Consider the following 13,773-nt stretch of genomic DNA (forward strand, 5'->3'; position numbering starts at 1 on the left):
TCCGCGCGGCTTTTTAATGTTAATTATTTTTATAATAGATGTCAAAATACAATTCATTCGAAGAGGCTACATATTCTGTTGTCATTTCAAGATCAGTAGATTCGTACCTAAAGTTTATTTGTTCCAACGGTTTTCCATATCCAAGTTGAGTAAGGATATCGGTAAGAACATCTTCAGTTACGTTCTGATCGATATACATCAAGAGTACTGCAGCCGATTTATATAATTTATCGTAGTCGGCATCGGTAGAAATAGGTGAGACAATCGAGAATACCTTGACCTTTTTGGTTTCTTTCACAACAACCATTCCCATACCATTTCCGTTTGATAATGTAATGGAGAAAGTAGCGTAGTCTTGATCCTCGCTATATAACTTTGTTTTCACCATTGTAATTCCATGTTTATTTCCAACTAAATTGTTATAATCCTCCATTAACCCATAAACACCATAAACTTCCGCTGGATCTTCAGATGCAGCTGGTGGCTGCGGTGGTGTTGCAGGTGCTGGTGGCGTCGAAGGGGTAGTTGGCGATGGAGTTGCAGGTGTGGCTGGGGCATTATTGTTATTTGAGTTATCACCAGGGTTAGTGACAGGTGCGTTGTTTTGATTATTTGAAGCCTTCTCTTCAGACTCTTTCTTTGATTCTGAAGCACTGTTAAATGAACAGCCGCTAACCGCAAACAACGTCATTACAAACACAAAAACCGAAAATATCTTCTTCAGAATTATCAACTCCTTTCATATTCTCGATATCTTATGAAGAAAGTAGTGCAATTGCCCCACAAAAAATTAATGTGACACGTGTGACGGATTTTGTAGAACTTCAAAATTGGTTTGTATTAGCAAATTACAGAGTGTTAATATTTGGAAAGTAAATGTAATTAGATATAAAATTATAGAAACAAATAACTTTTTTAAAAGGAGAATGATTGAATGTCAAGGGTTACTCCATTTTTGATGTTTCAAGGACAAGCAGAAGAAGCGATGAATTATTATATTTCTGTTATTGAGGATTCTGAAATAGTCAACATTACTCGTTACGGTGCTGATGGACCAGGTGGAGAAGGCAGTGTGATGCTCGCGGTACTGTCAATAAAAGGTCAGGAATTTATGTGTATGGATAGTAATGTTAAGCATGAATTCACTTTTACCCCTTCCTTCTCGATCTATATTACCTGTGATGCAGAAGAAGAAATTGACAGGTATTATGAGCTGTTATTGAAGGGCGGCCAAGCACTTATGGCGATTGGTGATTATGGATTTAGCAAAAAATTCGGCTGGATTGTCGACCAGTTCGGTGTGTCTTGGCAATTTAATCTTCCTCACTAATTGTGTATATTGTCTAACTCGAAAAATCATTTTTAATGAAACTCTAATTTCTTTCTCATTAAACTCTAATCTAACTCCTTTAGGATGGAAATTAGCAAGAAATATATTCCACTAAAGGAGAGAATTATTTATGAAAACATTTTTGGTTACAACAGTAGGTGCAGTGATGTTAGCTGGAGTGGCGCATGCAGGTTTTGGAATTCATGCAGATGCAGCAATGCAAAATAAGACATATTATCAACAAGACTCTATAGGTAATTACTATAGACAAGTTGATGTAACAAAGTTTCCTGAATATGAAACACTTGCTGCTAAAGTTGACTTGACAAAATATAATCCTCAAGTAGTGGAGGATAATTATAATAAACGGGTTATTCTCTTGAAAAATCATTATGGCCAACCGCGGTTTAAAAGCTTGTACTTCAAAGAAGAGGATAGAATAAAGATTATTGACTATCGTGGTGGTTTAGTTTATGAAGGAATTATTGGAAAAACTGCAGTCCATGATTCGAAAGGCGTAGACAATGTCAGGTCCATTTCAAGCGATCATACAGCACTTCCGGAATATCAGGTATTATCAACTCAAACAGATTTAACCGGCTACATGGTTCGAATAGTCGAAGATAATCCGAACAAACGCACCGTATTGTACATAGACGCAAATGGCCGTAGTCAATACAAAACAATCTACATAAAAGAAACCGAGTACGTTAAAGTTATCAAGCTATAATAAGGAGGGAAGCACGGGTGTCGTGCTTCTTTTTCTGTTATATTAAATAAGAAATATCTAAACTTCTTTATGATTATTGTTTAGAATTCAAATTGAATGGACTTTAAAAATAGGAGATAGGATTATGTTAACTATTCGCAATGTAAAAATGACAGATTTGCCGGAATTGGTAACCATTGAGCAACTTTGTTTTTCAAAAGAGGAAGCAGCAACGAGGGAATCGTTTGAAAAACGGATTGAAATGATTCCGGATAGTTTTTTTGTAGCCGAATTGGAAGGGAAACCCGTAGGACTGGTAAATGGTCCGGTCATCGGCCGAGCATACATTACAGATGATCTTTTCAGAAATATAAACGCTAATCCGGCTACTGGCGGTCATCAAAGTATTTTAGGTTTAGCGGTATCGCCAAAATTTCAAAACCGCGGTATAGCCTCTTTGTTACTAAAGCATATTGAAAATGCAGCAAAAGAAAACAAACGTGAATCTATTACTCTGACATGTAAGGAAAATCTAATTTCATATTATGAAAACCACGGATATATCAACAAGGGCGTATCGAATTCTGAGCATGGCGGAGTCATTTGGTATAATATGATAAAGAGACTATAAATGAAACATGGGACCGATCTTCCGTTTTCTAGTTAGCGTTTGAAATCAGCTAAAGATTTAAAATCCAATCATTCCCGAGTTACAATCGTAATAAGGGAAATTTTTCAAAATTAAATGTAAGGTTAACTTTACAAAATGAATACTTTACTTTACAATCAAAAGTAATTAAATAAAATTTGAGGTAAATCTTATGGTGATCAAAAATCGTGTCAAGGAATTAAGGGCTAGGCATAATCTTACACAGGAAGGTCTTGCCGAACGTGTAAATGTTACTCGGCAAACAATTGTATCCTTAGAGAAGGGAAGCTATGTACCATCGTTAATGCTTGCCATGAATATTGCCAATACCTTTAAGCTGCCAATCGAAGAAATATTTTATTTGGAGGATGAAGAGGAATGAAGATTGTGCGGAATGGGTCGATTATTATTGTGTCGTTGATTTTATTTGGTTGGATGATGTCGGGATTTTATCAAGCTTCTCTTGATATCGTCGAATTTTCAAAAGATACTTCACGCGGTTTCCTTTTTGAGATTAATATTGTGCCTTTCCTTCTTCTAATTATTTTAAGTGGAATGTTTACGCTTTTCACAAAACGGATTAAGAAAAAGAAGATATTATGGCTGCCCGAAGAGTTTGAGGAAAGTGACGAGCGTGAGCAGCAGATTACTGCACGAGCGTGCAGAGCGGCCTATATTAGTATGATATATGCTTTTCCAATTATAACTGTATTACTCCTGTTTTATCCATTTATTTCAAAAGCCATTCCATATTATCCCATCATCGTATTTATACTACTTCCATTGACCCAGATCATGACGTATATGATTTCATGGCAGAAAAATTATAAATAATTGTTGAAAATGAGGCTTTCTTTAAAGAGTGATTATATAGCGAAAGCCTCTTCACATGTTAGCTGATAACGTATTCATATAAAAGTTCACCGTGTTCTTTTCGTCCGGTATCTTTAAAGCCAAATGCTTGATAAAAACGCTGTGCATAGGTATTCGATACATTAACACCTAAGATAATGGACGGGCTGCAATCAGGAAGAGCCTTCAATAAGTTCACGGCCTCAGTTAAAGCCTTACCGCCATATCCTTTTCCTTGGCATGTTTCTTCAATCATGAAACGGATAATCCAATATGTACCATCCTCTGGGTCTTTTCCATACATGTAGAAGCCTATCATTCTATTATCTAAATAGATCCCCATCGGCACAAAGGACGGCTCAAACTTCGACTCTGCCAATGAATAAACATTAGGAGCAATAAATGATTTCTGATTTGGTGCAACCTTCAATTGTATACATTCCTGCCAATTCTCTTGTGTGATATCTTTTAATAAAATGGACAAATGAATCAAACTCCTTAGAATGGACTGTTAATTTCAAAATTATACCATTACAATAAGTAAATTTGTTAGAATTTTATTGAAAAAACCTAAAAATCCCAATAGAGTTAGAACATACCATGCTATAATTACTTTAAAAATTTATCTATAAAGAGGAGAACCTATGAGTGAGATTAGACGAGCGGTACAACAAGATGTTAATAATTTGTACAAATTAATGAGGGATTACATTGTTGATTTTTATCAGCGGCCAGAACCTAATGAGGCTGAGTTAAAAGGACTGATTCAGCATTTGCTGGAAAATCCTTCGAGCGGGCTGCAGTTTGTTGCTGAGGAGAATGGGAAATTAATTGGTTTCACAACATTGTATTTTACGTTTAGTACATTAAATGTAAAAAGACAGGCTAAATTAAATGATTTATTTGTCGCACCGGGCTCAAGAGGGAAAAAAGTTGGCGAAAAGCTTTTCCAAACATGTTTGGAATACATTCGTGCAAATCATTTCTCCGGAATGACTTGGGAGACGGCAAAAGACAATCATACGGCTCAAGCATTATACAAAAAAATGGGCGGGGAAGTATCAGATTGGTTATTCTATGAAATACGATAAGGTAAGGCGCTGCTTTATGATAAAAACAATCAACTATACAGCAGAATCGCCTGAAGATTTCCAGCAGGTATTGTCTCTATATAAATCTCTTGGCTGGAATTCGTTGAATTTGACAGTTGAGAAAATAGAACGAATGTGCAACCAGAGCTGGTATGTGGTTTATGCTTATGCCGATCAAGAATTAGTGGGCATGGCACGGGTTATTTCAGATGGTGTTATTACTGGAGTTATTTGTGGAGTAGGTGTTTCACCACAATATCAGTCTAAAGGAATCGGCACAGAGATGATGAAACGAGTGATTGCCCAATGTGAACAGTATCGGGTAATTCCACAGCTTATGTGTGTGGAAAAATTAGAGCCCTACTATGAATCTTTAGGGTTTCAAAAATTTTCTACTGGAATGGTTAAAAAGCTAAATCGGTGATTTTTAATATTAATGCATGAAAAAGGGAGAATAGCACTATTCTCCCTTTTGATTTTGTATTTTATAGATAAAAGCTGCAAATAAAGTTGGCACTAGTTTCATTAAATTCCCTTGAAGATTAAACTGCAGCTGCTGTTCCGCAAAAGTCATGTCTTTATAAATTTCGTTGTGTGATTTATTTAATTTCTTAAAACGTTTCTTCGTCTCGCCAATATTAGCATATTGGGTCGGTAACATGATCAGATAATAAACAACGTAAACGGAGATGCAGATGAGATGAACAAAATGGCGGCAGTACATTGACTATTAGAAATCATCACTTTAATTTAAAAGAAAAAGAGAAGCAGGCGAAGGTTTGGCAATTATGAGTCGTTTGAATTCAAAGGAAAAAAGCAGTGGGGATTTTATTAGTTTCCATAAGGGGGGCGAAAATGGTGGACGATCGGTACGCGATAACAGTAGCAGAAAAAGAGAAGGTTTTAGCAACTTATTTTAAGAAAGGTCTTGAAGGGCCTTTAAATTCATTTCCTAGTAAAGAAAAGCGCAAGATTATTGTGCTTCAGTACATTTTAACTCGTTTTGAACTGAATAGGATGTATTCTGAAAAGGAGATTAATGAAATTTTAAAATCGATTCACTCAGATTTTGCAACGATTCGGAGATATTTAATTGATTATGGGTTTATGGAGCGGAGTAAGGATTGCACGAAGTATTGGGTGAAATAAATTTGGTACGTTTTAATTTATGAGTTAGGCAGATGCTTGATGTATCTGCTTTTTTTGTTTGTAAGGATAGAACGAAAAATAATATTGCCAGAACCATTAACCGCATCAAAAAGTTATCTACTAAGCACTATTGCATATTTTCAAGCATAGATTCTATCTCTTTCGACAAAGTGATCACTAGTTTTCACTATCAAAGATAGTAAATAAGACTTAAATTCTGTAGAATACAGTCATTTTTTGTCTACCTATTAAAGTTTACTAACCTAGTAAAATCAAAGATAATCAATTGGAAAACGCTTACAAATTAAGAGGTAGGAGTGGTTAGATGGCAAAGAAAAAAGTAATATCCGTATTATTAACAGCGGGACTTGTGTTAAGTGTTAATGGGGCATATGCCCAGGGGCCGGTAAGTGGTACGCCAAATCAAAATGCAGCTTCGGCTTTTGATAACAAAATTATTAATAAGATTAATGCTGATAACATGTATAATACAGTTGCGCTATTATCAGAACAGCCTCGTGCGGCCGGAACTGATGGTGAACTGAAAGGAGCTGAGTACATAAAGAGACAATTTGAAAAATATGGATATGAAACAGAGCTTCAGCCCTTTAAATTCTATGATGCTATTAGAAATAATGTAACTGGATTACTAGAAATTAACGGGCAGGACCTTAAACCGTATGTATTTTCTGGTTCATATAGCGCTGAGGTAACAGCTGAAGTAGTCCATGTTGGTCTAGCAAAAGCTGGCGCAGTCCCGGATGCTGTAAAAGGAAAAATTGCATTGATTCAGCGCGGCGAGATAGCATTCGTTGATAAGGTGCAAAATGTATTAGATAAAGGTGCAGTTGGAGTTATTTTATATAATACGGCTGAATCAACTGGTGTAGGGATTGCAAATCCTGGGCAGGATATTCCAGCCGTTACGATTACGAAATCGCAGGGTGAAGCTTTAGTAAAACAACTAGAGAGCGGCCCCGTAACAGCTCATATTAAAGTGACAGGTTCAGGATACCAAGAAAAAACATCCTACAATGTTATTGCCAAAATGAAACCAAATAAAAATAAAGACACTGGCCAAGTGGTTATGATTGGCGCTCACCACGATTCAGTTCCGGGGGGACCTGGTGCTAATGATGATGCCTCAGGAGTATCAGCAGTTCTTGAGCTTGCTAGAGTGATGGCAAATATGCCGATTGATACAGAGCTGCGTTTCGTTACATTTGGTGCTGAAGAAAAAGGATTGCTGGGATCATACCATTATGCAAGTACCTTAAGTGAAAAGGATGCAGACAATATCGTTGCCCACTTCCAAATGGACATGATCGGCAGTAAAGATGCCGGAGGAGACAATAAAGCGAACGGATTAATTATGTACACGATTGATGGCAAGAAAAACCTAGTGACGGACCTTGCTTCTGCAGCAGGTGCTAGAACAGCTTTGGCTGAAATTGTTCCGTATGGCCAGCTAGGACGCAGTGATCATCAGCCATTCCACGAACTAGGAATTCCAGCTGCCTTATTCATTCATTCACCGCTTGAGCCATGGTATCACACTCCAGCAGATACGATTGACAAAATCGATAAGCAAAAATTACAAGAAACTGCTGAAATCGTAGGAGCATCCGTATATCAAATTGCCCGTCCGGATACGCCGGCATTAGAACATTCTCGAGTAGCTCCGCAGCCGGTTGAATATGATTTCGAAAATCGTTCACCAGGTGCTTAATCTAACAACGATATAACCAACAAGGTGCTTTTCCTGCTGATATGACTATCTATCAGCTTATGAAAGGCACCTAGTTTTTGAGAGGAAAAGAATTCAAGTGTGGAGAATTGAGGTTTTAAAAATGAAAAAGAAAAAAGTAATTTCAGCCTTATTAACAGCTGGTCTAATGTTAAGCGTTAATGGAGTTCATGCGCAGGAACCAAGCGAAGCTGCAAGTACATCAAGCACAAACGCAGCATCAGCCTTTGACAATAAGATAATCAAAAAAATTAACAGTGATAACATGTATAATACAATAGCATTTTTGGCCGAACAGCCACGGGCAGCGGGAACAGATGGGGAGCTTAAGGGGGCAAACTACATAAAGAGCCAGTTTGAAAAGTATGGATATGAAACTGAGCTTCAACCGTTTAAATTCGATGATGTTTTAAGAGGAACCGGATCCCTCACCATCAATGGACAATCCTATAACCCTTATGTGTTTTCCGGCTCTTATAGTGCTGAGGTAACGGCCGAAGTAGTGGATGCTGGACAGGCTCTTTCCGGTTTTGTGCCTGACACCGTAAAAGGCAAAATTGCTTTGATAGAACGCGGCGGTAACACTTTTGTGGAAAAAATTCAAAATGTATTAGATAAAGGTGCAGCAGGTGTTATTATGTACAATAACACTGGAACATCAAACGTGTTTGGTTCGGTAAATAAAGGTCAAAATATTCCGGCAGTCGCTATTACTAGGGCACAAGGTCTGGCATTGGCAGAGCAATTAAAATCCGGTCCAATCACAGCTCAATTAAAAGTGATAGGCTCTGGTTTTGTGGAAAAAACCTCATACAACGTAATTGCCAAAATGAAACCAAACAAAACGAAGGATACTAATCAGATTGTTATGGTCAGTGCTCATCATGACTCTATTCCTGGTGGACCTGGTGCAAACGATGATGCCTCCGGGGTATCAGCTGTCTTAGAACTTGCCAGAGTAATGGCCAATATGCCAATTGATACCGAAATGCGTTTCGTAACCTTTGGCGCAGAGGAAAAAGGATTGTTAGGTTCCTATCATTACGCTAGATTATTAAGCAGCCAGGAAGCAGACCGAGTTGTTGGTCAATTTCAAATAGAAATGATCGGTAGTAAGGATTCCGGGGCTGACCACAAAGCGAACGGATTAATCATGTATACAGTGGATGGAGAGAAAAATATTGTCACGGACCTTGGTGCAGCAGCCGGTGCCCGAACAGCTGTGAAAGAAATCCTAACGTATGGAAAGGTTGGACGAAGCGACCACCAGCCTTTCCATGAAATCGGAGTTCCGGCAGCTGTTTTCTGTCACTCACCGCTTGAAAAATGGTATCATACACCAAACGACACTATTGATAAAATCGATAAAAACAAATTGCAGGAAGCTGCCGAAGTGATTGGCGCAGCTGTTTATCAAATTGTCCGTCCAGATACACCAGCCTTAGAGCATTCACGAGTTGCTCCAAAACGAGTTGATTATAATTTTGAGAATCGTTCATTATAATTAATAAAAAAAGGTGCTCTTTCTGCTGAAATTCCTCAGAAAAAGCACCTTTATTAATTACATCGGATCATTAATCCGCTAAATGCCGGATTTTCATATTATACATTTTTTTATCAGCCATTCGTAATAATGCATCAAGGGATGTTCCCTCATTAGGATAAAAGGCAGAACCAACTGAAATACTAAGCTCTACTTGCGGAAACGAAATATTTTTTAGATTTGTGTGAATCCGTTCCATGATTTCATCAAGATTTTCATTGTTCTTTATATTGGAGCAAAATAGGAGGAATTCCTCACCGCCCCAGCGGGCAACTATATCAGATTGTCTTACACTTTTTACTAATGAATCGGCAAGCAGCTTTAATAGTTCATCGCCTGTTTGGTGCCCATATTGATCATTAATCGTTTTGAAATGATCGACATCGATAAGCAGTACAGCGATCTTTTGCTGATTTCGGTCAGCGAGCGCAGCTATTTTTGCAAAAAACGGCTCTATGATTCTTCTATTATACTTTCTCTGAAAAATATTTTGCTTTATCGTATTGTTTTCCAAAAAACCAAGCAAGGGTAAGCATAATGGTCAATCCTATATATTCCATCCAGCTTACATAACCATCCCGAAGATAATAATATATTATATAGAGGGAATTGAAACATAAAACGAGAAAGAACGTTAAAACTCTACCAGTCTTATTCATTATTCTACACAGTCCTTGTACTATTTTTCTATTAAATCTCAATCAAAAAGGATAGAGGTTATTTCAAGTGTAATGGTCTTTCGAGTCTTTCTTAGTTTCTTTCAACTTTATTCTACTATAGGCAGAGTATTAACATACTTATTTTTCTGTAAAAGTCGAAAAATAGTCAAAAACTGCGTTAAAAGCCTTATTTGGAACATGGATTTAGCGGATTTGCTTTCGGAATGCTTGATAAACTTTCATACATATGTTTAAGATAATATAAAAGAAATTAGGAAGCAAAAGGTGAGAAGCTAATGAAAATAAACATAAGCGATCAAGCATTGCAATGGTTTAAGGATGAAGTTGGATTAAGCGAAGGGGGGAAAATTAAGTTTTATTCGCAAATTTATGGCTGCAGCCCTGTACAAGAAAATTACTCCCTTGCTTTTACTGTCGATAATGAACCTGTCGATCTGGAGGTTTATACAGAAATCGACGGAATTACCTTTTACATAGAAGGTTCTGATGTATGGTTCTTCAACGGCCATGATTTACATGTGGATTATAATGAGAAGAAAGATGAATTGGAATATCGCTATACTAAATGACCCCTGCAGCGGCAGGGGTATTTTTTTTAAAATACAGATTGAATATTGGTAAATGACACATTGATTGTAATATTATTGGTAATTACATTTTGCCAATAGTAGTGCACTAGAAAACAATATAAAATGAGGTAACCAGCAACTTTTGAATGGCTTCTTTTGTTTATGTTACAGGGGGAAGAGCTTTGATTTCAAGAAAAACTACCAAAATGATAAATTCTCCAGTACAAAGAAAGGTTTATTTACCAGTTTTATGGAAATTTCGGCTGAGTCACGGGGGTTCACTGGGATGGATGTTTTTCTCCATTATCATTTCAATCCCTTGGATAAAGGAATTGGGGGAAATTGTCACACTACCTGCCGCCATTGTTATTATTACAGGAATTGCCTATATACCAGGTTATTTAAACGCCTTCATGGTTGTTAGTCTATTGATTGACAGACAACCGGTATTTAAAACGCTCTCACCCGAGGATCCGGTTAGTATTCTAATAGCCTGCAGAAATGAAGAAAAAGGAATTGAAGCAACTTTAAAGCAAATTGCTAAACAAGATTATCAAGGCAAACTTTATATTTATGTCATTGATAATAATTCAACGGATGCCACCTCGAAAGTCGCTCAACAATCAGGAAAAGAATTAAGACTGAATGTTCAAGTTCTTTTTGAAAAAAGGCCAGGGAAAAATCATGCATTAAACAAAGGACTTCAATTTGTAAAAACAAAACATGTGATTACGTTAGACGCGGATACGCTGCTTCACCCACAGGCGGTCCGCCGTTTAATGAGCCGCATGAGTTCGGCGCCGAAGGAAGTCTGCGCGGTTGCCGGAGCTATACTGGTTCGGAACAGCCGAAAAAATTGGCTGGCTAAAATACAAGAGTGGGATTATTTTTTAGGAATTGCATCGATTAAACGGCTTCAGGGGCTGTATCAAGGGACCTTGGTTGCGCAAGGGGCTTACAGTCTATATTTGACTAATGTAGTAAAGGAAGTAGGCGGCTGGCCGGATGCTATTGGAGAAGATATTGTTCTGACATGGGCATTTTTAGAAAAAAATTATAAAGTTTATTTTGAGCCGACCGCGGTTGCCTTTACAGATGTACCCACGGAGTTTATCCATTTTGCCCGTCAGCGAAGCCGATGGGCTCGGGGAATGATCGAGGCATTAAAACGTACCAAGCCTTGGCAGCAGCCGATGGTGTTTACCCGCTATTTAACGGGGGTAAACCTAGTGATGCCATTTCTTGATTTCGTCTACACCTTTGTGTGGATGCCAGGGTTAATTTTAAGTCTATTTGGTGTTTTTTGGATCGTCGGTCCGCATACACTTTTTGTATTACCGCTTACACTATTAACTAATTATATTTTATACCGCTACCAAAAAGGAGTGTTTGCTGATTTAGGACTGCATATTAGGAAGAATCTTATCGGATTTTTCCTATATGTATTATGTTATCAAATGATCATGGCCCCGGTGTCAGTTTGGGGGTACCTGCAGGAATTCATGAGGCTGCGGAGAGTTTGGAAATAGTAGATTTTGGTTGAAACGTCTGGTAGATGTACTGGACGTTTCCTTTTTTGTAAAATATGTCCCTAATTGTTAAGGGATTGTAAATTTAATGTTAAGTTCTCCCCGAAAGGTTTACGTGTCTTGGACAATCGAATATCTTAGTAGTATATATACAAAGATTGTCGAAATAAGGGGTTGATTTTTTGAGCTTCAATGTCCAAGAGATGATCTTCACTTTTATTGGTGGATTGGGGATCTTTCTTTTTGGTATTAAGTTTATGGGTGACGGTTTGCAGAAATCTGCTGGGGACCGGCTAAGAGACATACTCGATCGCTTTACATCCAATCCGTTAATGGGTGTGTTGGCGGGAATGTTTGTGACGGTATTAATACAATCTAGTTCCGGTACGACCGCGTTAACTGTTGGTCTTGTAAGTGCAGGCTTCATGACGCTGAGACAGGCTATTGGTGTGATCGTGGGTGCGAACATAGGTACAACTGTAACCGCCTTCATTATCGGAATTGAAATTGATGAATATGCCCTGCCGATTATTGCTGTTGGTGCTGCACTACTTTTCTTCTTTAAAAATCAAAAGCTGCAATCATTCGGCCAGATTGTGTTTGGATTTGGTGCATTGTTTTTTGGGCTGGATTTAATGAGTCAAGGGATGAAACCGTTGCGTTCCTTAGATATGTTTCATGATTTAACTGTCAGTATGAGTGATAATCCGCTCCTTGGTGTGCTTGTCGGAACCGTGTTTACGGTGATTGTTCAAAGTTCGAGTGCAACAATTGGTATTTTGCAAGAGTTGTTTGCCCAAGATGCGATTCAATTGAATGCTGCGCTTCCGGTGTTGTTTGGAGACAATATTGGAACAACGATTACTGCGGTGCTGGCAAGTATCGGGACTTCGATTGCAGCAAGGCGGGCAGCACTTGTTCATGTCCTGTTCAATGTCATTGGTACGATTATATTTATGATATTTCTTATTCCGTATACCAAACTTATTGGCTTTCTTCAGCATTCGATCCATTTAAATCCGGAAATGACAATTGCGTTTGCCCATGGAACGTTTAATGTTACGAATACGATTATGCAATTTCCATTTATTGCCGTACTTGCATGGATTGTGACAAAGGTGGTGCGAGGCGAAGATCAAGTGATAGATTTCAAAGCGAAGCATTTGAATCCTATTTTTATTGAGAACTCACCATCACTAGCACTAGGCCAGGCTAAGGAAGAGGTCGTTCGCATGGCTGAGATTTCATTATTAGGCTTACAAGAGGCGAATGATTATTTCCAAACAAAACAAAAAAAGCATGCTGACTCAGCTATTCAATTAGAAAAGGTTATCGATAGCTTGGATAAACAGATTACCGATTATCTAGTTGAAATCTCTGCAAAGCCGCTTCCTGGAGCAATTTCACAGAAGCATGAAATTCTCTTGGATTCTGTTCGCGGTATTGAACGAATTGGCGATCATGTGGAAAATATTGTAGAAGCGATTGAATACCAAATTCGGAATCGGGTGGCGATTTCTGATGATGCATCTCATGAAGTAAATGAAATGATGTCGTTGGTTATTTCTACATTAACCGATGCGATTAGCGCTTTGAAAAATTTCGATATTGATTTAGCACGACAGGTTATTCAAAAAGAGCAGCAAATTGATAACATGGAACGTCAGTTGCGGAAGAATCATATTGTTCGTCTAAATGAACGGATCTGTAAAGGTGAAGGCGGCGTGACGTTTACTGAAATTATCAGTAATCTTGAGAGAATTGGAGATCATTCGGCAAATATTGCTGAGGCCGTTTTAGGAGACGATTATCTAAGTCTAGAAAAAAATTCAATGGGAAGCATTCGTTTTAATTTGCGCGGCGGTCCAATTGAAAATGAAATTTAATCATTAAAAATCCCCGATATTGAAGTGACCCCTAAAAGT

At 37.9% G+C, this 13,773-nt stretch carries 17 protein-coding genes; 13 read left to right on the forward strand and 4 right to left on the reverse strand.

Annotated elements, in window-relative coordinates; translation table 11 throughout:
* Positions 1-19: 19 nt before the first annotated feature.
* Positions 20-700, reverse strand: a complete 681-nt coding sequence (locus IE222_RS19520) for a hypothetical protein (protein WP_223282818.1) — start codon at positions 698-700, stop codon at positions 20-22.
* A gap of 234 nt (positions 701-934) precedes the next feature.
* Between IE222_RS19520 and IE222_RS19525 the strand changes: the two genes are divergently transcribed.
* The 5 genes from IE222_RS19525 (at position 935) to IE222_RS19545 (ending at position 3,522) form a co-directional block, all read left to right on the forward strand.
* The gene (locus tag IE222_RS19525; RefSeq protein ID WP_191275738.1) at positions 935-1,330 is read left to right on the forward strand and encodes a VOC family protein; all 396 of its coding nucleotides are present in this window, start codon (positions 935-937) and stop codon (positions 1,328-1,330) included.
* A 130-nt stretch (positions 1,331-1,460) separates the two neighbouring features.
* Positions 1,461-2,060 (forward strand): hypothetical protein, encoded by a 600-nt coding sequence (locus IE222_RS19530; RefSeq protein ID WP_191275741.1) that lies wholly within the window; start codon positions 1,461-1,463, stop codon positions 2,058-2,060.
* 124 nt (positions 2,061-2,184) lie between these two features.
* Positions 2,185-2,670, forward strand: coding sequence for a GNAT family N-acetyltransferase (locus IE222_RS19535; protein ID WP_191275743.1), 486 nt, complete (start codon positions 2,185-2,187; stop codon positions 2,668-2,670).
* Between the two features lie 190 nt (positions 2,671-2,860).
* Positions 2,861-3,070 (forward strand): helix-turn-helix transcriptional regulator, encoded by a 210-nt coding sequence (locus IE222_RS19540; RefSeq protein WP_191275744.1) that lies wholly within the window; start codon positions 2,861-2,863, stop codon positions 3,068-3,070.
* The gene (locus IE222_RS19545) at positions 3,067-3,522 is read left to right on the forward strand and encodes a hypothetical protein (RefSeq protein WP_191275746.1); all 456 of its coding nucleotides are present in this window, start codon (positions 3,067-3,069) and stop codon (positions 3,520-3,522) included. Before IE222_RS19540 ends, IE222_RS19545 begins: the two co-directional genes overlap by 4 nt.
* Before the next feature lie 58 nt (positions 3,523-3,580).
* On the opposite strand, the gene IE222_RS19550 is transcribed toward IE222_RS19545, so the two are convergent.
* The gene (locus IE222_RS19550) at positions 3,581-4,024 is read right to left on the reverse strand and encodes a GNAT family N-acetyltransferase (RefSeq protein ID WP_191275748.1); all 444 of its coding nucleotides are present in this window, start codon (positions 4,022-4,024) and stop codon (positions 3,581-3,583) included.
* A 160-nt stretch (positions 4,025-4,184) separates the two neighbouring features.
* Between IE222_RS19550 and IE222_RS19555 the strand changes: the two genes are divergently transcribed.
* Positions 4,185-4,631 (forward strand): GNAT family N-acetyltransferase, encoded by a 447-nt coding sequence (locus tag IE222_RS19555; protein WP_191275750.1) that lies wholly within the window; start codon positions 4,185-4,187, stop codon positions 4,629-4,631.
* A gap of 16 nt (positions 4,632-4,647) precedes the next feature.
* Positions 4,648-5,055: a GNAT family N-acetyltransferase gene (locus IE222_RS19560; RefSeq protein ID WP_191275752.1), complete on the forward strand. Its 408-nt coding sequence runs from the start codon at positions 4,648-4,650 to the stop codon at positions 5,053-5,055.
* A 36-nt stretch (positions 5,056-5,091) separates the two neighbouring features.
* Here IE222_RS19560 and IE222_RS19565 read toward each other — a convergent pair whose 3' ends face one another.
* Positions 5,092-5,355: a DUF3949 domain-containing protein gene (locus tag IE222_RS19565; protein WP_191275754.1), complete on the reverse strand. Its 264-nt coding sequence runs from the start codon at positions 5,353-5,355 to the stop codon at positions 5,092-5,094.
* Positions 5,356-5,486: 131 nt separating this feature from the next.
* Between IE222_RS19565 and IE222_RS19570 the strand changes: the two genes are divergently transcribed.
* From IE222_RS19570 to IE222_RS19580, 3 genes are all read left to right on the forward strand, one after another.
* Entirely contained in the window at positions 5,487-5,780 is a 294-nt protein-coding gene (locus IE222_RS19570) for a DUF2087 domain-containing protein (RefSeq protein ID WP_223282819.1), read from the forward strand.
* Between the two features lie 325 nt (positions 5,781-6,105).
* Positions 6,106-7,509 carry a M28 family peptidase gene (locus tag IE222_RS19575; protein WP_191275756.1) on the forward strand — a complete coding sequence of 468 codons (1,404 nt, stop codon included), beginning with the start codon at positions 6,106-6,108 and terminating at the stop codon, positions 7,507-7,509.
* A 121-nt stretch (positions 7,510-7,630) separates the two neighbouring features.
* Complete coding sequence (locus IE222_RS19580) at positions 7,631-9,031, forward strand: M20/M25/M40 family metallo-hydrolase (protein ID WP_191275758.1); 1,401 nt, start codon at positions 7,631-7,633, stop codon at positions 9,029-9,031.
* Positions 9,032-9,101: 70 nt separating this feature from the next.
* On the opposite strand, the gene IE222_RS19585 is transcribed toward IE222_RS19580, so the two are convergent.
* Positions 9,102-9,584 carry a GGDEF domain-containing protein gene (locus tag IE222_RS19585; protein ID WP_191275760.1) on the reverse strand — a complete coding sequence of 161 codons (483 nt, stop codon included), beginning with the start codon at positions 9,582-9,584 and terminating at the stop codon, positions 9,102-9,104.
* Positions 9,585-10,025: 441 nt separating this feature from the next.
* On the opposite strand from IE222_RS19585, the gene IE222_RS19590 reads away from it, so the two are divergent.
* The 3 genes from IE222_RS19590 to IE222_RS19600 all read left to right on the forward strand — a co-directional run bounded on the left by IE222_RS19590 (position 10,026) and on the right by IE222_RS19600 (position 13,734).
* On the forward strand, positions 10,026-10,319 hold the full coding sequence (locus IE222_RS19590) for a HesB/YadR/YfhF family protein (RefSeq protein WP_191275762.1): 294 nt from the start codon (positions 10,026-10,028) through the stop codon (positions 10,317-10,319).
* A gap of 206 nt (positions 10,320-10,525) precedes the next feature.
* Positions 10,526-11,848, forward strand: a complete 1,323-nt coding sequence (locus tag IE222_RS19595; RefSeq protein ID WP_191275777.1) for a glycosyltransferase family 2 protein — start codon at positions 10,526-10,528, stop codon at positions 11,846-11,848.
* A 182-nt stretch (positions 11,849-12,030) separates the two neighbouring features.
* Positions 12,031-13,734, forward strand: a complete 1,704-nt coding sequence (locus tag IE222_RS19600) for a Na/Pi cotransporter family protein (protein ID WP_191275763.1) — start codon at positions 12,031-12,033, stop codon at positions 13,732-13,734.
* The last annotated feature ends 39 nt before the right edge of the window (positions 13,735-13,773 follow it).

The sequence above is a fragment of the Neobacillus kokaensis genome (assembly GCF_014656545.1).
Lineage (GTDB): Bacteria > Bacillota > Bacilli > Bacillales > Cytobacillaceae > Neobacillus > Neobacillus kokaensis.

Bases quoted from the DNA above. Each gene is read 5' to 3' on its own strand.
- IE222_RS19525 (WP_191275738.1), top strand. From the start codon at position 935: ATGTCAAGGGTTACTCCATTTTTGATGTTTCAAGGACAAGCAGAAGAA.
- IE222_RS19530 (WP_191275741.1), top strand. From the start codon at position 1,461: ATGAAAACATTTTTGGTTACAACAGTAGGTGCAGTGATGTTAGCTGGA.
- IE222_RS19535 (WP_191275743.1), top strand. From the start codon at position 2,185: ATGTTAACTATTCGCAATGTAAAAATGACAGATTTGCCGGAATTGGTA.
- IE222_RS19540 (WP_191275744.1), top strand. From the start codon at position 2,861: ATGGTGATCAAAAATCGTGTCAAGGAATTAAGGGCTAGGCATAATCTT.
- IE222_RS19545 (WP_191275746.1), top strand. From the start codon at position 3,067: ATGAAGATTGTGCGGAATGGGTCGATTATTATTGTGTCGTTGATTTTA.
- IE222_RS19555 (WP_191275750.1), top strand. From the start codon at position 4,185: ATGAGTGAGATTAGACGAGCGGTACAACAAGATGTTAATAATTTGTAC.
- IE222_RS19560 (WP_191275752.1), top strand. From the start codon at position 4,648: ATGATAAAAACAATCAACTATACAGCAGAATCGCCTGAAGATTTCCAG.
- IE222_RS19565 (WP_191275754.1), bottom strand. From the start codon at position 5,355: ATGTACTGCCGCCATTTTGTTCATCTCATCTGCATCTCCGTTTACGTT.
- IE222_RS19570 (WP_223282819.1), top strand. From the start codon at position 5,487: ATGGTGGACGATCGGTACGCGATAACAGTAGCAGAAAAAGAGAAGGTT.
- IE222_RS19575 (WP_191275756.1), top strand. From the start codon at position 6,106: ATGGCAAAGAAAAAAGTAATATCCGTATTATTAACAGCGGGACTTGTG.
- IE222_RS19580 (WP_191275758.1), top strand. From the start codon at position 7,631: ATGAAAAAGAAAAAAGTAATTTCAGCCTTATTAACAGCTGGTCTAATG.
- IE222_RS19590 (WP_191275762.1), top strand. From the start codon at position 10,026: ATGAAAATAAACATAAGCGATCAAGCATTGCAATGGTTTAAGGATGAA.
- IE222_RS19595 (WP_191275777.1), top strand. From the start codon at position 10,526: ATGATAAATTCTCCAGTACAAAGAAAGGTTTATTTACCAGTTTTATGG.